This window comes from Mycobacterium sp. DL592 (genome assembly GCF_011694515.1).
Lineage (GTDB): Bacteria > Actinomycetota > Actinomycetes > Mycobacteriales > Mycobacteriaceae > Mycobacterium.
Map to the genome: position 1 here is coordinate 2,033,799 of NZ_CP050192.1, position 19,515 is coordinate 2,053,313.

The window sequence follows — 19,515 nt, forward strand, 5'->3', positions numbered from 1 at the left end:
ACTTCGTCCCGGCACCGGGATTTCGCCATTGGAGGGTGGCCAGCATCGCGAGTGTTTGCTAGGCTCGGTTTCCGGCCAAGGCTGACAGGGTGTTCGGGATTGCTGGGCACACCGACGAGCCGACGTGATCATCGAGGGGAATGGTGCATGAGGTTGCCGTGGGCGGGTCGCAGCCTCAACCAGTACTACACGCTCACCGCGATGCTCGCCGCTCGCGGAGCGCAGACGTTCACCTCGCGCGTCATCGCATCCTTTCTGTTCACATTGGGTCTCTTGCTGCTGTTGCTGCTGATCAGCCCGCTGCCGTTGCGGCACCCGGGCGGCGCCGGCCTGTTGGCTGCCGTCGTGGTCTCCTGCTTCGCCACCGCCGCGATTTGGTTGCGGCACCGCTGGCCGACCCGCACCGAATCGGCCTTGCTGGCCATCGGGTCGATGGTCGCAGTGCCCATTGCCTGCCTCGTCCCGGTCGACCCCGCGTACGGCCTTGTCGGCGCCACGTCGTTTGCCCTGATGATCGGATACGTCGCTCTCCTGCACGGGATGCGGCTGCTGAGCGCCATCATCACGGTGGCCGTCGCGACGGTGATCTTCCTGGCGGTGTCACTCGCCGGCCGCGCGCCGCTACTGGCCGTGGTGTCCGCCACGATGCTGCTGCTGCTGTTCGCCTTCGCCGCGTTCTCGTGCCGCCTCGTGGTCAGGCTGACCGGGACCGCCGTCGGCCCTGACGGTTTCGAGCCGCTGACGGGCCTGCTGAACCGGGAGGCGTTCGACGAGCAGACCGCCACGCTGATGGCCTCCCGCAACCGCGACGACGACCGCTACCTGGTGGTCGCCGTCGTCACCATCGACAGTTTCGCGGCGATGGTCAGTGTGCTCGGCAACCGCGGCGGTAACCGGGCCCGGATCGCGGCGGGCCAGGCCCTGCGCGAGACGGTGCGCCGCAACGCGATCGTCGCCCACATCGGCGACGCCGAATACCTCATCGCCGACACATTCACCACTACCGACCCGTCACCACTGGTCGAGCGGGTGCGTGGCGCCATCGCCGCCACCCCGACCGGAATGACGGCGAGCATCGGCGTGGTCAGCACGCCCCTTCGGCCGCTGGCCGAGCATCCGCCGCACGAGGTCCTCGACGAGATCGTCGCGCTGGCGACGACGGCGATGTACGAGGCGCGCCGCGCCGGCGGCAACCAGGCCCGCTACGTGGTACGCCCGACGCTCAGCGTCCTCGACGACGACGACGAGCCCGAAACTCCCCTGTTCTGACCGGATTTCAGCGCTGGATCGCGTTGGGTGGTGAGCCCACCGACTCGGGGTCGACCTCAACCGCGTACGACGTGATGGCGGCGATGCGGTCATCGGTGAACGTATACAGATAGCAGGTGGCCACTGACGTCACCGTCTGCTGCCCGGTGTAGCGGCCGTGTACCTCGACCACCACGGTGTCGCCCTGCTCGACGACCAGGCAGTGGTCCCAGTCGGCGACGGTCTCACCGAGGCTTCCCGCGGTATCCCGGCACGTTCGGGCCACCGCGTCGGCGCCTTCGAGCACGGAGTAACCCACGATCGTCCAGCGCACGTCGGCGGCCAGATGGGGCAGGGCGTCCTGGAAACGGTGCTGGGAGAAGGCGCGCGCGATCTCGACACGATCGAAAGATCCGCTCATCTGCTGCCTCTCGCCAGGGGGCGCCACGGCGCGCCGCTACGACCGTAGCGCGCCGGTACCCGGCCTCATGGCGCGGCCGTGACTTCCACCGACAGGTTCTCGGCAATGGCGTGCGCGGCGGCCCAGTCGCCACCGCGTAGCGCCGAGGCGAGATCATCAGCCAGCGGGCTGTGCACCCCGAGTTCGGACAGCCAGCCCGACAGTGTCGCGGAGATCTCGTTGACCGTCACAGTGACTGTGCGCCCCTCATGGAGCCGATCGGTGAGCCGAAAGGCCGGCGCTGGGTCGTGGTGGTGGTGGCCCCGTGGGGGCCGCGGAGACAATCGAAAGGTGCTGTGCAGCAGCTTCATTCGCTGTGTCGGTAGCCGAGTGCGGGCACGCCTGCGTATGAAGAACATATCGTTTCCTCCCCCTTGCGCCCGCCCTCTTCCACTGTCCCGCTCCCTGCGCCGCAGGCCAAGGGCACTAGGTCCTGTACCCGATGGGGCAAACGGCACCGCTGATCGCAGCGCCCAGCGGTATTGTCTGCCCAATGAGTTCCGGCCATGACCACAAGCCCAACCGTGAGCTGCCCCCCGGCATGGCAGAGCAGCTGGATCTGCCGTACGCCGGCGTGGCCTCATTCGGCAACCGTCCGTTCCTCACCGAACCCGAGCAACTCGACTCGTGGCAGCCGGATGTCGCGATCGTCGGCGCGCCGTTCGACGTGGCCACCACCAACCGGCCCGGAGCCCGCTTCGGGCCGCGCGCCATCCGCTCCACCGCCTATGAGCCCGGCACCTACCACATGGATCTCGGGCTGGAGATCTTCGACTGGCTCGAGGTCGTCGACTTCGGCGATGCCTGGTGTCCGCACGGATTGACCGAGCAGTCGCATGCCAACATCCGCGAGCGGGTGCACACCGTGGCCTCGCGCGGCATCGTCCCGGTGATTCTCGGCGGTGACCACTCCATCACTTGGCCGGCAGCTACCGCCGTCGCCGACGTGCACGGCTACGGCAACGTCGGGATCGTGCACTTCGACGCCCACGCCGACACCGCCGACATCATCGACGGGAACCTGGCCAGCCACGGCACACCCATGCGCCGGCTCATCGAATCGGGTGCGGTGCCGGGAACCCATTTCGTGCAGGTCGGTCTGCGGGGGTACTGGCCGCCGCAGGACACCTTCGAGTGGATGCAGGAACAGGGCATGGTTTGGCACACCATGCAGGAGATCTGGGATCACGGTTTCAAGTCGGTGATGGCCAAAGCGGTGAGCGAAGCTCTCGCGAAGGCCGAAAAGCTTTACGTCTCAGTCGATATCGATGTCCTGGACCCGGCTCACGCTCCCGGTACCGGGACTCCGGAGCCGGGTGGCATCACCAGCGCCGACCTGCTGCGAATGGTGCGCCAGTTGTGCTACGAGCACGACGTGGTCGGGGTGGACGTCGTCGAGGTGGCGCCGGCCTACGATCACGCCGAACTGACGGTCAACGCCGCCCACCGGGTGGTGTTCGAGGCGCTCGCCGGGATGGCGGCCCGCCGCCGCGACGCCGCCAACGCCAAGCCTGGCCCGCCGTCCCCACTGGCCACCTAGTAGTCGGACTCCGCGGCCAGGATTTCGGCCAGGAACGCGTCCGGCTGGGACTGGGCCAACCGCTGCCTGGCGAACCGCCGGACGCGGTCGCGCACCTGGGCCGGTTCGTCGACAGCGACGCCGATCGTCACCGACGTCGCCGACCAGTCGGTGTCCCAGGCTTGGGCAGCCGTGACGGGCTCGTCGCGATCCCCGAGTAGGTCCAGGCTCGCCCGGCCGTCGGCATCGAGCACCCCGTTGGCGCGGAACATGTTGCAGTGCAAGTCAACCGGGATCCCGGCCGGCGACCCGGACCCGAGGGTCGTGGTGGTGATCGTCGCGACGGCCTGCCCGCCTTCGGCGGCGACGATCCATTCGACGGTGTCGTCGGCGGCGTCGAAGACCGAGCCGGGAACCGCGGTCCAGGCCATCGACGTCACTCCTCTGGCGATCACCGTGGCCGGTTCGGATCCGGCACCACGGCCGGCGGCCAGCGCGTAGTCGTCCCGGGTGCCCGCCGGCGTCCCGGCGAGTTCGTCGAGAGCGTCGGCGACCTCCAGCCAGCCCGGCGCCTCCAGTCCCAGGTCGTCGACGAGATCCACACAGCGGCGGACCAATTCCACAACCCGCGGGTCCCCGGCGGTCACGTGACGTCGCAGCGCCTCGGCGTGCGGGGCCAGAAGGGCTGCGACATCGGAATCCAGCGTCGCGTCACCGAAGAAGTCGTCGGCCTCGGCGGTGGCCACCGCGATCTCGGCGTCGAGGACGGCGGCGTCCAGACCGGCGATCGCGTCCGGCACACTGGCCGGCCAGAACCTGCGCAGCCAGTGCCCCAGCGCCAGACGGCGCAGCTGGTCCACCGACCCTGGCACCAACTCCAGGCCGGCCAGCTCGACTTCGGTTGTATGCCCCGGCGGGGGGCTCTGGGTTGCTGCGGCGAGAACACGGTGCCCGGCTTCGCCGACGATGCGCCACAACCAGTCCGCGCGCGCCGGATCGGTGAGGGTGATCTGCGGCGGGCTGTCGCGAGACTCGTCCACCGTCCACGACAGCACCGCACCGTCGAGTTCGACCACTGCGGCCAGCGGCACCGGCGCCGGTGCCGGACCGGTGCTCCACAGTCCCTCGTCGACGACCAATCTCATTGGGCGACCTGCACTTCCAGCATCGCTTTGATGCGCTGCCGGTGATCGAGGCTCACTGAGCGCGCCACACCGTCGAGCAGCGCCCTGATGTCCTCGACGTCGTCGCAGGGCTCCTGCCACACGTCCCGGCCGTGCAGCCGGGCCCACAGCCGGCTCAGGTAGGGGCGCGCGAACACGGCAAGGTCGTCGACGACGTGGCGCTGGCGCGGATGGATGGCTTCCCCCGCCGCCAGCGCGCGCCGCGCATGCAGCACGTAGGCCTCCTTGCGGAGGCGGGCCTGGATGGTGGCGGCCAGCTGATAGCGGGCCACGGCGTGTTCGTCGAGCGGTGCCAGTTCGCCGGCGACCTTGATGCCGGCGACCAGGGTGGCCTGCTTGTCCTCGCCGAGGAATCCCCACGGCGCGCAGGCCCGGTCCACCTCTTCGGCGCACAGCAGCGGAACGTCGGGCAACTCGTCGCGGTCCAGCGCGCGGCGCAAGGTGGCTCGCACCCGGTCGACGACCCCGCGGTCCAGGGGGCGGTCGCCGTCGGTGTCGGCAACTACCGGCGGCGGCCGTAACGGAAGCTGCGAGGTGAGTCCCAGCGCGACGATCGACCACGGCAGCCGCGCGCCGGCGATACGTGCCGACGCGCCCAGGTTGTACGGTGTGGCATCGGCGATCAGAGCAGACCAAACACGTTGTCGGGCAACCGTTTCACGGTGCGAATCAGCCGGGCCGAGCACCGTGGTGAGGCCGGCGAAGAACGGGCCGGAGATGGTGTCGCCCGGCCGGACGTCTGCCCAGCTCCCCTGCAACTGGCGGGACAGCCTGGTCAGGACCTGCGGGTTGGACAGGTGGCGGTTGAGTACCTCGACGTCGGTGCGGTCGCGGTCGTCGTGGACGGCCCGAAGTGTCGCTGCAGCCACGTCCGCGCCGTCGCGCGCCGGACCGCCCTTGGTCACCGCCAGTTCGAAGCACACCGGGAAGTACAGATCCTGGGCGTTGCCCGTGGTCACCCGCAGCCGGCGGCGTTGGGCCTTCATCAGGGCGAACCACGCTGCGGTGCAACGCAATGTCTCGGCGTGCTCGGCGATCAGGCGCGTCATCTCCCCGGCCACCTCGGTGCTGACGAACGGGGCGGAGTAGGCGGCGTTGGCCCGCAGTCGCAGCACCAGTGGGTCGAGAATGCGCTTGACGGTCCGCCGCAGTGGCCCGCCGTCGTCGCCGCTGAGCACCTCCACGCCGGGTCCGATCGCCCGCCACGCACGGTCGATCACCGCCCGGCGCGGATGCGTCGCGCCGGCGGTCATCACCGTGCCTGGCCCGGCGTCCACTCCGTCAGGATAAGGGCCGGGCAAAGTTGGGTTCGGTAGCCCGGCTGCCGCGACAGCCTTGCCGGCATGTCTGACACACTGCTGGGCGCCATCGCCGTCGTCTCCGCCATCGCACTCGCCACCATCATCGTCGCGGCCGGCCTGTGTGGCCAGCCGCCCCGGCCACCGCGGCGCAAGCCCACGGTCTCCCGCTCTGTCGCACTCGGAACGGTGTGGGCCGTCGCCGACTCCGCCGATCCGCTCGTGGTCATCGAGGTCGAGAGTGTCGACGGCCAGCGTTTCGCCGGACGGCTCTGCCATCGCCAGGGCGACCCGGACACCTCGGCGTTGCGACCCGGAATGATCCTGCTGGTCTCGTTCGACCCGCAGGCCCGCCACCGGCTGTCGCTGGCTGACGAAGTGACCGCGGTGCGCGCCGCGGCGGGTCACGCGCTGGGGAGCCGCGGGCCGTTCACCGACAGCCAGGTGGACCTCATCCGGCACGGCACCCGGTCCTCGGGTGTGGTGACCGGGATGCGGGCCACCGGCTACGCCGGTGACGACCTGCGCGAGGTGGAACTCGACGTGATGGTGCGCAGGCGCGGCGGCGGCCAGTTCCCGGCCCGCGAGACCACCGTCGTCCCGGCCTCGGAGCTGCCCAAGGTCGAGCCCGGCAGCATCGTCGACGCCTACTACCGGCCCGACAATGAGTCGGCGATCGCGGTGTGCGTGCCCCAGGCGTGACGGGCTCACCGCGCACCGTCCACCGAGAACGTCACCAGCGCGGCCCAGTACAGCGGGCAGGCGCTGGTGTCGCCGTTGCGCCAGTGCCGCATCTGCGTGCGCTGCCAGGCGTTGAGGGCCAGTGCGGCGTCGTCGGACCGGTGGGCGTCGTCGACGGCGATAACGACCTCAGCCATCGGATCGCCGATCGACGAGGTGAACCGGCGGTAGCCGGCGGTGGTGGGCAGCGACCACAACGTCGCGGTGACCAGCTGGCTGCCGCACAGCACCATCGCGGCCACCAGTCCGGTCGCCTCGTCGAACTGGTAGTCCCCACCCGAACCGCAGGCCAGCAGCGCCACCCGCGGCGGCATCGGCAGTTGCGCGGACATCAGGTCGGCGGCCAGCAGCGGCCGGTGATCGCCGACCGGCTCGGCGGCGCCGGGCTGAGCGGAGGTGCACGCCAGGTGAATCGCGGCGCGGTCGGCGTAGCCGTGGGCGCGCTCGGCGGCGCTGGCGTGCCCGACGTAGAGCAGCCGGCTCGGTTGGTGTTGCAACTGGGTGGCCAGCCACGCCCGGTCGGCGTCGGTACGGCGAAACAGCTCGACCGCCGATGCCGCACTTGGCAGAACCGGGTGGGCTGCCATGACCTCGGCGAAATGCCGGGACAGCCGGGTGTCGGGCGACGGCCGGCCCAGCACCGATCCCAGCGGCGAGTCGGGGCGTTGACCGGGCACCCGCGGGTCGAGCACCAGAAGTGCTGCTGCACTGTGCCTTTCGGGCCAGCTGGCCGGGGTGCGCGGGGCGTGCGCGATATTGGGTGGCACGGCCATCAGCACATCGGCCAGTTCAATCAGCCGACGGCCCTCGGTCAGGGCGGAGATATCGGCTAGCTGCCAGAGGATGCGGGCGGCCGTGGTGCCCCTGGTGGTGATCGCGGCTGCCCGGGCTGCGACCAGCTCTTCGCGGCTGGGGCCCGCCAGCGGCAGGGCCAGCAGACCCCATGGGATGCGGGCCAGCCGGGCACTCGGCGAGATGTACAGCAGCGGAAGCGGATCGGAGGCGCATTCGGCCAGCAGCTGCCAGGCCGGCGCGGAGATCAGCAGCACCCCGAGGATGTAGGCCAGCGTCAGCTCGCGTTCGGCGGTGGCGAACGGGCCGGTGGTCAGCGCCCGCTCCAGCGCTTCGGCCAGTGTCTCGGCACCTTCGGGGTCGGGCAGTGCGCCCTGCAGTTCCTCGATGGCGGCAAGCAGGATCGGTTCCTCCACCACCCAGGTCACCGTGCGCTCGGGCCGGCCGACCACCCGCAGGCTGCCGTAGGTCGCGACGCCGAGGTCGGCGAACCGCAGCACGAGTGTGGTGGCGGTCATGGCCATGTCGACCACGCCGGGCCGTCAGCGGTCACGGTCTGCCCATAGCGGCTGGCCGCCAGCTGGCGGTAGTGCTCGAGAATCGGTGCGCGGGCAGGATCCATCTGCAGTCGCGGCAGTGGGCCCAGCGTGGTCAGGGTGAGGCCGTCGACCGATCCCCCGCCCGCGGCCAGTGCCTCTTCTGCCGCGGTGTCGGCGACCACCGCCGTGCTGACACCGCTATCCCACACCGATGCCTCGCCGAGCGGCTCGTGGGCGAACGTCCCTCGGGCGCTGTGGTATTCGATGAGTTCGCTAAGCAGCTCGGTGTTCTCCCACTCCCAGGCCACCGAGAAAGCGCCGGCCAGCATCCGCCCCGACACGTGGGCTCCCCAGCGCCAGCGGGACTCCGCGTCCATCATCGAGTACCGCACCGAGTCGACGGCGAGGGCGGCCGGGATCTTGAACTCGGCGGCGCGTTCCAGTTTCGCCATCGCGCTGCGGTGCGCGTCGCTTCCCAGCTCGACCCGGGTGACACCCAGCGATGCCGCCTGTCGGGCCTCCGTCGCCTTGAAGTCGTCGGTCGGCTCACTGATCCCGTCGAAGCCCATGTCCGCCAGCGCATCCGCTCGCCAGATGTTGCCGAGGTGATCGTCGAGCCGGGCGTACTGCAGCCAGCTCGAGCGGGGCCACTGATCCAGCAGTTCGCGAGCCTGTGCCACCAGTTCGAGGGCCTCGGCGAACCGACCACGGAACACCGATATCCAGCTGCGCTGCACCAGGATCCGATGGATATGCAACGGCTTGCCGAGCTCGCGCCAGTGCCGCTCGGCATGCGACCACGATTCGTCGGCGGCTTCCACCATTCCCACGCCCAGCCGGGTGAGCCCGAAGTACAGCCACGACCGCGAGACGTCATGGGCGCGGTTGCCCTCGGCGATCACCGGGTAGGCCCCGCCGACGAGGCGCTCGGTGGTCTGGTGGTCACCTCGCATCCAGCTGGCGGCCGCGGTCTCGAGTTCTGCTCGCGCGCAATACAATTTCCAGTCCCGGCGCTGCGCTCGCGCGCCTGCCCGGTGCAGCCACTGCTCGCCCTCGGCCAGCCGGCCGGTCTCCACACAGAACCGGCCATAGGCCAGACCGCCGGTGACGAGCAACTGGTCGACGGCGTCCGAGGGCTCGGTGAGGTCGTCGATGACCGGAATGATCTTGCGCCACAACGCTGCCGCGCGGGGGTGCAGGTCGTCGTCGGAAAGCGCCGTCGCGCACAGCACCCCGGCCAGGGCGCCGAGGTGTTGGCGGTCGGCGGCCAGGTCGGGGAATCGCTGCACACAGTCGTCGTCCTGCAGGGCCACCAGTTCGGTGGCGGCCGCTTCGTGCTCCCCGTACGCCGCGGCCAGACCCACCCTCAGGAACTGGGCCCGTAGCCGGTAGCGCGAGCGCATGTGGTCTTCCTCGGATCCCGGTGCGGCGTCGGCATAGGCCGCCAGGCAATCGTCGATGCGCTGTATGCACTCTTCGGTGCCGTCGTAGGCGGTCCGGTTCAGGTACAGCTCGCCGAGTAAGGCGAACACCTCCAGAGCCAGATCGTCGCGGTCCTCGCGCTCGATCTCGGGCAGCACCGACAACAGAAGATCTTTGGCCGCTTCTTCCTTGGCGGCCAGGATGAGCTGGCGAGCGCGCTCCAGCTCGCCGGGGATCGACACGGCTGCATCATAAATCGGCCGCGTCGTCAGTCCGGACAAACGCCGGGATGGCGGACGTGCATGACACGTCCGCCATCCCTCCCCATGCTGGCTCAACTCACTTGCAGCTGACGGTGATCTCGAACTTCTTGGTGATCATCCCGGCCATCGGGTTCTTCATGTCCGCGCCGGCGGCCTCACCGCTGATGGTGTAGGTGCTGCCGTCCACCTTCACGTCGGCAGAACCGGTCTTGACTCCCATGTTGTCGCTGACCGCGAGTGCGTTGCCATCCACGACCATGCCAAGGGAGGTCACCTTCGGTGTGGGTTCGTCGGTCATGACCACACCGAGACCCTGCTGACCGCCGACTGCGCCACTGGCGATGTTGATGTTGCCGCCCTGCTTCACGCACGTCACCGTGCTGAGGTCCAAACCCGGCAGGTCGTTCCCGTCGACCTTGACCGAGGTGGTTCCCCCGCTTGCAACGGTGGCGCTGGTCGGCGCTGAACCGGTTGCCGATGCGGTGCTCTTGCCGCTGCTGTTGTTGTCGGAGCACGCCATCAGCAGCATGCTGCAGCCGATCACGCCGATACCGACCGCGAGAACTCGTTTCACGGGTTTTCCCTTCGCTCATGTGCGTCGCCCAGGTGGCGCCGTCATGAGCAAGTACAGGTGCGGTCCCCGGCTACCGATACCAACTTCTTCGCCGCCGAGATCGACGTAATGGCGCGGATTACTCGCACTTCCGCGGCCATCCGTCGGTTTCGGCGGAAGACCTGCTCAGGCCTTGGCGAACTGCTTGGCGTCGAACAGTCGCGCCCACTCGGCCCGCGAGCGGATCGAGGTGTCGACGTCGGTGGCCTTGGCGCGCAGTGCGCCGACGGCGGCCTGCTCTTTCGGCGTGCGGGCGAAGGGATCCCAGCTGAAGAACCGGCAGGAGTTCGCCCAGGTGATCTTGTCGATGTCGGAGTCCGATGCGCCCGCGGCGTTCAGCTCGGCGAGCACCTTCTCCGGGGCGTCCGGCCAGAAGCAGTCCGAGTGCGGGTAGTCGCACTCCCAGGCGATGATGTCGATGCCGATCTCGTGACGCAGTTTCAGTGACGTCTTGTCGGTGACGTAGCAGGCCAGCGAGTGCTCGCGGAAGACATCGCTGGGCAGTTTGTCGCCGAAGTCGCGGCGCAGCCACTTCTGGTTGGTGTAGTGCCGGTCGCTGCGGTCGAGGTAGAACGGAATCCATCCGATGCCGCCCTCGGAGAACGCGAACTTCAGGTCCGGATAGTTGCGCATCGCCGGGCCCCACAGCAGGTCCTGGGCGCACATCGCCGACACCTGGGTGGCCAGGATGATCATGTTGTCGATCGGCGCGTTGGGCGCCATGCTGATCGCCCCGAAGCCGGTGCCGATGTGCAGGCACATCACCACGTTCTCCTCAGAGAGCGTCCGGAACACCGGGCCCCAGTAGTCCTCGTCGTGGTAACTCGGAAGTCCTTCCAGGTGCGGCAGTTCCGGCATCGTCACCGCCCGGCAGCCCTTGGCGGCCACCCGGCGGATCTCGTTACACATCCCCTCGGGCGTCCACGTCGGCAGGATCGCGATCGGGATGAAGCGGTCCGGGTAGGAACCAGCCCACTCGTCGATGTGCCAGTCGTTGTATGCCGACACCATGACCAGGGTGACGTCTTCGCGTGTCATGTTGAGGTGACGCGCGGAGAAACCGGTGAATGTCGGGAAGCACATCGAGGCCAGGATGCCGTTGCGGTTCATGTCTCGGACGCGCTCGTGGACGTCGTAGACCCCGGGGCGCATCTCGGCGAAGCCGGCCGGGTCACGGCCCCACTCCTCGGCGGGCCAGGACACCACGGCGTTGAGTCCGCTGACGCCCTGCGGACGACCCTGATACATCCACTGGTCGACGCCTTTGTCGTCGGTCACCACGATGGGAGCGTCGTCGCGGTACCTGGCCGGGACATGGCGCAGGAACATGTCGGGCGGTTCGACCACGTGGTCGTCGATGCTCACCAGGATCAGGTCGTCAACGTTCATGCGGTCAGTTGTACCCTCGATATTCGTGACCGTCTCCGCGCATTCGGCCAGAGACTTGGCCCAAACGGCCAAAACCAGGCCGCACGCCGAACCGGCCAACGTTGCCCAGATCGAACTGCGGCGCGGTGGCCGGGTCCTGGCCGGCAGTTATCTGTACGAGGGTGACCTGCTGGTCACCGGCTGGCACGTGCACGACGTTCACCAGATCGAGTACGCCATCGGCGGCGTCGTTGAAGTGGAGACGGCCGCCGCCCACTATCTTCTGCCGCCGCAACAGGCGGCCTGGATTCCGGCCGGTCTGCAGCACCAGGCGACGATGAACCCGTCGGTCAAGACGCTCGCGGTGATGTTCGACCCGTCGGTGCTGCCCAACCCCGGGGACCGCGCGCGCATCCTGGCGGTGTCCCCGTTGCTGCGCGAGATGCTGCTCTATGCGATGCGCTGGCCCATCGCCCGGGGCGGAGGTGCCGCCGAAGAGGACAGGGTCTCCGACTCGTTCTTCACCACCCTGGCCAACCTGGTGGCCGAGGCGCTGGATCATGAAGCGCCACTGAGCCTTCCGACTTCCGAGGATCCGGTCGTCGCCGCGGCCATGGCCTACACCAAGGAGAACCTGCAGTCGGTCAGCCTCGAACAGGTGTGCCGTGCCGTCGCCGTCTCCGAGCGCACGTTGCGGCGCCAGTTTCAAGGTGAGGTCGGATTGTCTTGGCGCACTTATCTTCTGCATGCGAGGATGCTGCGTGCCATGGCTCTGCTCGCTGCCCCCGGCCAGCGGGTGGCGCAAACCGCCTCGGCCGTGGGCTTCGACAGCGTCGGGTCGTTCACCCGGGCATTCACCCAGTTCTGCGGCGAGACGCCGTCGTCATACCGATCCCGGGTCAACACCACCGGCATGTGAGGATCCCGCCCGGCGGGCCGCCCGTTCATGCCAGCGCAACCGCAGAATCAACAGCCCGCGATGTGCCTCGAATCCCACCGACAGCGGGTCGCGCATCCGGGATACCCGGTGCCGCCGTGTTGATGTCATAACCCCAGTGAACCGCATTCGGGCGAACCGGTGTTGTCGTGCAGGTGTCCGGTGTCGTGCCTGTGTGCGACGACCCGTCGGTACCGCCGGACCCAGCCGGCTCGCAGCCGGCTCGCAGTCTCCATGCAGCTAATTCGCAGAAAATCACTCTATCCTGTGACTTCTCGTCCAGATGACTGTGACGCAGCTGTATGGAGATGGGCGCGGGAGGCAAACGTGAACAAGGTCATCGGGCTTGGACTCAGGGCCTTTGCCCTCACTGCGGTATCTGTCACATTCGTCGGAACCGGTGTGGCGAACGCCGACGACTACGCGGGCAAGTCCTACTCGGATGCGTCCTCGGCCATCAGCGGAGCTGGGCAGAAGGCGGTGATCGCCTCATCGGTCGGTGACGCCGTCTCGCAGGCCGACTGCGTGGTGACGCGCTCGCAGAAGGCGCCCTGGCTCAAGGGCGACAACTTCAGCGCGGTCACCGACACCGTGCTGCTGTTCTTGAACTGCAACGCCAAGCTGGCATCGGCCGGTAAGCCGGGCAACTCCCTGGCCAGCCCGGAGGGTCAGGCCGAGAAGGCCAGCGAGGACGCCCAGGCCGCCAAGGACCAGGAAGCCGCCCAGCAGGCCGCCGCCCAGCAGAACGAGGCGACCCAACTGCTCTCCCCCGGCGGCAACTGACCGCTCGGCTTGCCGCCGCGCTCTGCTGCGGCAAGGATCGCGGGCAATGGATGCCACATTCGCCGCCGAACTGGCGGACCTCGACGCCCTCGGACAGGCCGCGCTGGCTGCGGCCGGTGGGGTATCGGCGGTAGAACTTCTCGATGCCGCGATCTGGCGGCTGGAAGCAGCGCGCCGTCTCAACGCCGTCATCACCGATCTCTTCGACCGGGGCCGGGAGCAGGCCGCCGCCCTCGACGCGTCCGGGTCGTTGCGAAGCGGCGCGGCCGGTCCGCTGGCCGGAGTTCCCTTCCTGCTCAAGGATCTTGGCGCCTCTCTGGCAGGCGCGCCCGAAGCGATGGGCAGCCGGGCACTGCGCACCCACGTCGCCGGCCAGACCGCCTGGATCGTCGAGCGCTATCTGGACGCAGGTCTGGTGGTGTTCGGCAAGACCAACACCCCGGAGTGGGGAAACCACTGCACCACCGAGCCGTCACTGTTCGGTCCGACCGTCAATCCGTGGTCACCGGCGATCACACCGGGCGGCTCGTCCGGCGGATCGGCGTCGGCCGTGGCCGCCGGGGTGGTACCGGCCGCGTCCGGCGGCGACGGTACCGGCTCGATCCGGGTGCCCGCGTCGTGTTGCGGGCTGGTCGGGCTCAAGCCACGACGCGCGCGCACCTCATTCGCCCCGGGCGGGCACCTTCTGGAAGGGCTGGCCGTCGAACACGCGCTCACCCGGACTGTACGCGACAGCGCGGCCCTGCTGGACGCGGTCACCGGATCCGCGCCGGGCGACCCGTACAACGCGGCCCCGCCCGCCCAGCCATTCGCCCGCGCAATACACGACACGCCGGCCACCCAGCGGATTTTGGTTACCACGCAGTCGCCGTTCCCGGGCCCTGGCACCGACCCGCTGGTGGTCGCCGCCGTGGAGTCGGCCGCACGGGCGCTGGAGAGCCTGGGCCACCGGATCGCCCCCGGCGCCCCGGTCTTCGACGCCGACGCGGTGGCCGACGCTATCGCTGTCCTGCACAACGTGAGCAACGTGCAGCTGTACAACTTCGCCACGGACCATCTCGGCCGCGAGCCGCGCGAGGACGAGTTCGAGCCGAGCAGCTGGGTGATGATGCGCGAGGGCGTTGACACCACCGGTGTGGCCTACGCCGATGCCATCGACACGCTGCACGGCCAGACCCGATTCTTCGCGGCCGGGATGGCCGGGCATGACGTGCTTCTGACGCCGACGCTGCTCGCGCCGCCGCCGCCCTATCGGGTGCTCGACCAACCGCGCGGCACCACCCGGGCGTTCTTCGACGTCGAGTTCGCTCACACCGGATGGACGACGATGGCCAACGTCACCGGGTGGGCGTCGATCTCGCTGCCGCTGGCCGCCACCCCCGACGGCCTGCCGATCGGGGTTCTGCTGACCGCACCCGAGGAAACGGTGCTGCTCCAGCTGGCCGCCCAGCTCGAGACCGTGCTGCCATGGGCGGCCCGGCGGCCTCCGGGCTGGCTGGGCCGGGACTGAGTTCTGCCATCCGGTGAACTCGTACGGAGCCGTGTGATGCCCGTGCGAGACTGAGGCCATGGCTGTCTCTATCGCCCGCCCGAAGCTGGAAGGCAATATCGCCGTCGGCGAGGGACGCCAGATCGGCTTCGCGGAGTTTGGTGATCCGCAGGGCCGCGCCGTGTTCTGGTTGCACGGCACTCCCGGTGCGCGCCGCCAGATCCCGATGGAGGCCCGGGTCTTCGCCGAGCAACGCGGCATCCGGCTCATCGGTATCGACCGGCCCGGGATCGGGTCCTCGACACCGTTCCAGTACGACAACGTGCTGTCCTTCTCCAGCGACTTCACCACCATCGCCGACACCCTCGGCGTCGACACGATGGCCGTCGTCGGGCTGTCCGGTGGCGGCCCCTACACCCTGGGCTGCGCGGCCGCCCTGCCCGAGCGGATCGTCGCTGTCGGCGTCCTGGGCGGGGTGGCCCCGACGGTGGGGCCCGATGCGATCGGCGGGGGGCTGATGGCGCTCGGCTCGGTCGTGGCTCCGCTCATCGAGGTGGCCGGCGGACCCATCCGGCTGGCCGCCAGTACCTTCATCCGGCTGGTCCGTCCGGTGGCCGGACCGGCCCTCTACATCTACGCCGCCATCTCCCCCGAGGCCGACCGCAAGATGCTGGTTCGCCCCGAGTTCAAGGCGATGTTCCTCGACGATCTTCTCAACGGGAGCCGAAAGCAGCTGGCGGCGCCGTTCGCCGACATCGTGGTCTTCGCCCGCGACTGGGGCTTCCGTCTCGACGAGGTCAAGGTGCCGGTCCGGTGGTGGCACGGCGACCGCGACCACATAGTGCCGTTCGACCACGGCCGCCACGTCGTCAGTGCGCTGCCCGACGCCGAACTCCACCGGCTTCCCGGGGAAAGCCACCTCGCCGGCCTCGGGCGCGCCGAGGACATTCTGGGTACCATGCTCGACTTCTGGGATCGTGACGAAAAGCGCTGAGCACAGGCGTCTTTGGCTGATCGCGGCCGCAACGGCGGTGGCCGTCGCAGGCTCGGCGCCTGCAGTGGCCCAACCTGATCCGGCCGCGCCCGCCGACTTCGTGGCACTACTGGACGTCGACCCGTCGATCCTGCAGGAGATGCGCTACGTCACCGCGCACAATTTCACCGGCGATCCGGTCGATGGTTACCGCAGCCCGACGTGCATCCTGACCCGCCAGGCCGCCGACGCGCTGCACCGCGCCCAGCAGGACTTCCTCGAGCGCGGCTACAGCCTCAAGGTCTACGACTGCTATCGGCCGCAACGCGCTGTCAACGACTTCGTCGCGTGGGCGCGGGATCTCGCCGATCAGCGGATGAAACCGGAGTTCTATCCGCGGGTGGACAAGTCTGCGCTCTTCGCGGACGGCTACATCGCGGAGAAGTCCGGGCACAGCAGAGGAAGCACAGTGGACCTCACGCTGGTAGCGCTGCCCGCGGCTGTCGAGGCGCCCTATGCCGCTGGCCAGCCATTGGTGGATTGCGCTGCGCCACAAGATGTCCGGTTTCCCGACAACTCCATCGACATGGGGACCGGATTCGACTGCTTCGACACTCTCGCCCACACCCTCGGCCAGCGGGTGGGCGGTGACGAGCTCAAGAACCGACTGCTGCTCAAAGAAGGGCTCGAACACCAGGGCTTCGTCAACTACGACCAGGAGTGGTGGCACTTCACCTACCAGCCGGAGCCCTACCCCGACACCTATTTCGACTTTCCGGTGGATCCGTCCGCGTTAGCCGGAATCCGTTGAGCGCCTACGAATCCGACCTTTCGTCGGTTTGTCATGGCGAACGTCCCGCCTAAAGTGGGCCACAAGTCTCTGGTCGTGGGCCGTCGCACCGCGGCAGTGTGAGGCCCGTACTGAAGCAACCGGTGCATTGACGGCGTTCACGTCGCACCGCCGTCGAAAGGCTCCCCGGATGACCGAGTTCGCTGACGAGAGGGACTACGCCTGGCGGATGATCCGCGCGGCTCGCCGTGCGCAGGCCGCCGACATCCGGACCGACGGCGCCCACGTCTGCCGCGACCAGATCGTGGAACTGCTCGACGCCGCACTGGACGCGGGCCTGGATCGGGCCGAGATCGTCGTAGAGCTGGCCCATCTCGGCGGCCGGTTCTTCGCACTGTGCGATCTGGATTCCACCGTGAACCGCGACGGCGACGTCGACGACGCCGCGATCTGCCTCAACTGAACGTCGGGCCGGTCTCGCCCAGAAGCGTCCGGCGCAGCATGTGCATCGCCACGGTCGTCGAGCGCTCCCGGATATCCGAGCGTTCCCCGGGCAGACGCACCGACCGGCTCACCGTCGTGCCGTCGGAGAGCCGCACGCAGAACCACACCGTGCCCACCGGTTTGTCTGGTGTTCCGCCCCCTGGGCCCGCGATGCCGGTGATCGAGACTGCGGTGTCGGCGCCGAAGCGGTCCAAAGCACCTGCGGCCATCGCCTCGGCGACTTCCTGCGACACCGCCCCGTGGGCTTCGATGAGGCCGGCGTCGACGCCCAGCAGGGCGGTCTTGGCTTCGTTGGCATAAGCGACGACTCCGCCTGCGACGTAGTCCGAGGAGCCCGGGCGGTCGGTGAGGCGGGCGGCCAGCATCCCGGCGGTGCACGACTCGGCCGTGGCGATGCGCCGGCGGGCCAGCAGCGCCGCCACCTGGTCGTCGACCAGCGACCCGTCCTCGGAGAAGACCATCGCGCCGTGCCGCTCGCGGAGCAGCGTCATCAGCCGGTCGTAGACCGCCGCGCTGTGCGGTTCGTAGCGGGTGACCATCTCGACCTCGCCGCGGCGCAGGCAGGTGGTGATCTCCAGCTCGGTGAAGTCTGCGATGGTGCGCTCGGCCTCCCGCAGTGTTTCGGCGAGGCCGGATTCGGCCAGCCCGAACATGCGGACGGTGTCCTGGTGGTACACCGTCCGTCCCGCGATGGCCGTCTGCACGATCCCGCTCGCCACCGCATTCGGCCACATCGCCTGCAGTTCACGCGGCGGCCCGGGAAGCACGAGCACCACAGGCGTGCCGGGCACCACCACCCCAGGTGCGGTGCCCACCGGGTCGATGACCTCAGCCCCCGCAGGCACCATCGCCTGCTTGCGGTTGGCGGCCATGACGGCGTCGAAGTCGACCCCGGTGTAGCGGGCCATCAGCGACTTCAGGATCGCCGCGATCTTGGCTTCGAGTGCGGCGTCGAGGATCAGTTCCCGTCCGCAGAATCGCGCCACCGTCTCCACCGTCATGTCGTCGGCGGTCGGGCCCAGCCCGCCGGTGGTGACGATCAGGTCGACGCCTTCAGCGGCCAGGAACCGCAATTGGGCTTCGATATCGGCGGCCCGGTCACCGCAGATCGTGATGTGGGCCAGCTCGACACCCAGCTCCAGCAGGCGGTCGGCGACCCAGGGACCGTTGCGGTCGGCCACCCGCCCGGTCAGCACCTCGGTTCCGGTCACCACGATTCCCGCGCGTGCGCTCATAGGTGCGAGATTACGCAGCGCCGCCGCACCGACAACGAGCGCGCGGTGAATGCACGCGAACACCGCGTGTCGCCGTGCCGACTCGCACGCTCGCGGTCACACCGGGTCGGGCGTCAGCCCGGTCACTTGCCCGAGCGCCTGCAGCCAGGCGTTGGTGTCCTTGACGAAGAAGCCGATTTCGCCGGCTGCGGTGCGGATCACGAGATGCGTCCAGCTGCCGACGACGTTGCCCTTGAACACCTTGGCCAGCCGCAGCCCGGTGATCGCGTCCACAGGGATCTCGATCCTCGTCCCGGTTAGCGTCACGAATACCAGCCGACGGCGGGTCAGCGCGATGCGCCCACTGTTCTTGACCGCAGGAAAGCCCGGCGCGGTCGCACCTTGGTAATTGCCCTTCTCCAGCGGCCGGATGATGGTCTCGGCCGCCAATTCGGTGTCGAGTTCACCGGCGGCTGCACGGTATTTGCCGCGGAAGATGAGCACGATCGGCAAGGCGATCAGCGCCAGTACGGCGGCGATGCCGATGACCAGCAGGAGCACATGTACCGCGATGCTCATCTCGGCCGTCCCCGGTCAGCGCAGCGCAGCGCCGGGAGCGCGCACCACCAGCGGTACGGCGGGGAAAGCGGCGGCGAGTTCCGCGCGCGACTTACGCAACGCCGAGGTGCCGTAGCCCTTCTTCCGGTGGTCGGGATGAATCCAGATGCGGACGTTGACCTCGCCGCCGACCAGCTCGCCGAACACCAGGCCGACCTTCTCGTCACCGTCGATGGCCACGAACCACGCCGCCTCCTCGGCATTCAAACGATCACGCGCCGAACGGATTTCGTCGTCGAGGTCTCCTGCGGGCGAACCGGAACCGTCGCCGGCGGCGCCGATCTCCTGGGTACGGGTGGCGAAGATGTCTCGGTCGGACTCGTCGGAGAAGGGCCGCAGCTGCAGGCTCTCGTCCGTACTCGCCGGGCGCTCCCCCAGAGTGAACGACAACTGGCTGTTGAGGTCGTTGATCTCGTCGGTGATGAGGTCGCGGGACGCCTTGGTCACCTGATCGAAGGACAACCCCAGGACGGCTTCACTGCCCAGGCGGGAGGTGCCGAGCAGAGCGGAGACGGCCTCCACCGCCGAGGCCCGGTCATCCGAGTCGACGATGACGTCGAGCACTTCATGGCGGCGTTCGAGAGCCTTCAACAGAGCATCGGCAATCTCGCGGCGAGCGGCGGCGCGGTCATGGTGAGTCATGGCAGTAAGCGTAGTTCGGCGGGCTGAGTTCGGTGGGGTCCGTGCCAACTCTGCCACCGACGTGCGCGGACGCCGCCAAGGTGCCGTGCCGGGCTTGTTGTGCGCATCATGGTGGGGT

Annotated in this window: 20 protein-coding genes; 9 read left to right on the forward strand and 11 right to left on the reverse strand. The window is 68.8% G+C overall.

Features of this window, described 5'->3' with window-relative positions:
- The first annotated feature begins 147 nt into the window (after positions 1 to 147).
- Positions 148 to 1,269 (forward strand): GGDEF domain-containing protein, encoded by a 1,122-nt coding sequence (locus tag HBE64_RS09850; RefSeq protein WP_167100982.1) that lies wholly within the window; start codon positions 148 to 150, stop codon positions 1,267 to 1,269.
- 7 nt (positions 1,270 to 1,276) lie between these two features.
- On the opposite strand, the gene HBE64_RS09855 is transcribed toward HBE64_RS09850, so the two are convergent.
- Both HBE64_RS09855 and HBE64_RS09860 read right to left on the reverse strand, forming a co-directional pair.
- Positions 1,277 to 1,669, reverse strand: a complete 393-nt coding sequence (locus HBE64_RS09855) for a nuclear transport factor 2 family protein (protein ID WP_167100985.1) — start codon at positions 1,667 to 1,669, stop codon at positions 1,277 to 1,279.
- Positions 1,670 to 1,734: 65 nt separating this feature from the next.
- Positions 1,735 to 2,019: a hypothetical protein gene (locus HBE64_RS09860; protein ID WP_243841563.1), complete on the reverse strand. Its 285-nt coding sequence runs from the start codon at positions 2,017 to 2,019 to the stop codon at positions 1,735 to 1,737.
- A 230-nt stretch (positions 2,020 to 2,249) separates the two neighbouring features.
- Here HBE64_RS09860 and speB point away from each other — a divergent pair, with 230 nt between their 5' ends.
- A complete protein-coding gene (speB, locus tag HBE64_RS09865; protein ID WP_167109005.1) occupies positions 2,250 to 3,248 on the forward strand; it encodes an agmatinase in 999 nt (332 codons plus the stop codon).
- Here the strand turns inward: speB and HBE64_RS09870 are convergent.
- Positions 3,245 to 4,372, reverse strand: a complete 1,128-nt coding sequence (locus tag HBE64_RS09870; protein WP_167100988.1) for a hypothetical protein — start codon at positions 4,370 to 4,372, stop codon at positions 3,245 to 3,247. The genes speB and HBE64_RS09870 overlap by 4 nt on opposite strands.
- Positions 4,369 to 5,664, reverse strand: a complete 1,296-nt coding sequence (locus HBE64_RS09875; RefSeq protein WP_167109007.1) for a hypothetical protein — start codon at positions 5,662 to 5,664, stop codon at positions 4,369 to 4,371. Before HBE64_RS09875 ends, HBE64_RS09870 begins: the two co-directional genes overlap by 4 nt.
- Positions 5,665 to 5,754: 90 nt before the next feature.
- Between HBE64_RS09875 and HBE64_RS09880 the strand changes: the two genes are divergently transcribed.
- Positions 5,755 to 6,411: a hypothetical protein gene (locus HBE64_RS09880; RefSeq protein ID WP_167100991.1), complete on the forward strand. Its 657-nt coding sequence runs from the start codon at positions 5,755 to 5,757 to the stop codon at positions 6,409 to 6,411.
- A 5-nt stretch (positions 6,412 to 6,416) separates the two neighbouring features.
- Here HBE64_RS09880 and HBE64_RS09885 read toward each other — a convergent pair whose 3' ends face one another.
- The 4 genes from HBE64_RS09885 to HBE64_RS09900 form a co-directional block, all read right to left on the reverse strand.
- Positions 6,417 to 7,766 (reverse strand): CHAT domain-containing protein, encoded by a 1,350-nt coding sequence (locus HBE64_RS09885; protein ID WP_167100994.1) that lies wholly within the window; start codon positions 7,764 to 7,766, stop codon positions 6,417 to 6,419.
- A complete protein-coding gene (locus tag HBE64_RS09890) occupies positions 7,757 to 9,445 on the reverse strand; it encodes a hypothetical protein (protein WP_167100996.1) in 1,689 nt (562 codons plus the stop codon). The genes HBE64_RS09885 and HBE64_RS09890 overlap by 10 nt, the downstream gene beginning before the upstream one ends.
- Positions 9,446 to 9,542: 97 nt before the next feature.
- Entirely contained in the window at positions 9,543 to 10,040 is a 498-nt protein-coding gene (locus HBE64_RS09895; RefSeq protein WP_243841565.1) for a lipoprotein LpqH, read from the reverse strand.
- 165 nt (positions 10,041 to 10,205) lie between these two features.
- Positions 10,206 to 11,468 carry an amidohydrolase family protein gene (locus HBE64_RS09900; RefSeq protein ID WP_167100999.1) on the reverse strand — a complete coding sequence of 421 codons (1,263 nt, stop codon included), beginning with the start codon at positions 11,466 to 11,468 and terminating at the stop codon, positions 10,206 to 10,208.
- A 25-nt stretch (positions 11,469 to 11,493) separates the two neighbouring features.
- On the opposite strand from HBE64_RS09900, the gene HBE64_RS09905 reads away from it, so the two are divergent.
- From HBE64_RS09905 to HBE64_RS09930, 6 genes are all read left to right on the forward strand, one after another.
- On the forward strand, positions 11,494 to 12,366 hold the full coding sequence (locus HBE64_RS09905; RefSeq protein WP_208300609.1) for a helix-turn-helix transcriptional regulator: 873 nt from the start codon (positions 11,494 to 11,496) through the stop codon (positions 12,364 to 12,366).
- A gap of 420 nt (positions 12,367 to 12,786) precedes the next feature.
- Complete coding sequence (locus tag HBE64_RS09910; RefSeq protein ID WP_371744130.1) at positions 12,787 to 13,167, forward strand: hypothetical protein; 381 nt, start codon at positions 12,787 to 12,789, stop codon at positions 13,165 to 13,167.
- Between the two features lie 46 nt (positions 13,168 to 13,213).
- Positions 13,214 to 14,677 carry an amidase gene (locus HBE64_RS09915; RefSeq protein ID WP_167101008.1) on the forward strand — a complete coding sequence of 488 codons (1,464 nt, stop codon included), beginning with the start codon at positions 13,214 to 13,216 and terminating at the stop codon, positions 14,675 to 14,677.
- Positions 14,678 to 14,735: 58 nt separating this feature from the next.
- Complete coding sequence (locus HBE64_RS09920) at positions 14,736 to 15,650, forward strand: alpha/beta fold hydrolase (RefSeq protein ID WP_167101011.1); 915 nt, start codon at positions 14,736 to 14,738, stop codon at positions 15,648 to 15,650.
- On the forward strand, positions 15,634 to 16,440 hold the full coding sequence (locus HBE64_RS09925; RefSeq protein WP_208300610.1) for a M15 family metallopeptidase: 807 nt from the start codon (positions 15,634 to 15,636) through the stop codon (positions 16,438 to 16,440). Before HBE64_RS09920 ends, HBE64_RS09925 begins: the two co-directional genes overlap by 17 nt.
- Positions 16,441 to 16,609: 169 nt before the next feature.
- Positions 16,610 to 16,882 (forward strand): hypothetical protein, encoded by a 273-nt coding sequence (locus tag HBE64_RS09930; RefSeq protein WP_167101014.1) that lies wholly within the window; start codon positions 16,610 to 16,612, stop codon positions 16,880 to 16,882.
- On the opposite strand, the gene HBE64_RS09935 is transcribed toward HBE64_RS09930, so the two are convergent.
- The 3 genes from HBE64_RS09935 to HBE64_RS09945 form a co-directional block, all read right to left on the reverse strand.
- Positions 16,875 to 18,158 carry a competence/damage-inducible protein A gene (locus HBE64_RS09935; protein ID WP_167101017.1) on the reverse strand — a complete coding sequence of 428 codons (1,284 nt, stop codon included), beginning with the start codon at positions 18,156 to 18,158 and terminating at the stop codon, positions 16,875 to 16,877. The two genes, HBE64_RS09930 and HBE64_RS09935, sit on opposite strands and share 8 nt — an antisense overlap.
- Before the next feature lie 96 nt (positions 18,159 to 18,254).
- Entirely contained in the window at positions 18,255 to 18,716 is a 462-nt protein-coding gene (locus tag HBE64_RS09940; RefSeq protein WP_167101020.1) for a hypothetical protein, read from the reverse strand.
- Positions 18,717 to 18,731: 15 nt separating this feature from the next.
- On the reverse strand, positions 18,732 to 19,397 hold the full coding sequence (locus HBE64_RS09945; protein WP_167101023.1) for a GNAT family N-acetyltransferase: 666 nt from the start codon (positions 19,395 to 19,397) through the stop codon (positions 18,732 to 18,734).
- Between the last annotated feature and the right edge of the window lie 118 nt (positions 19,398 to 19,515).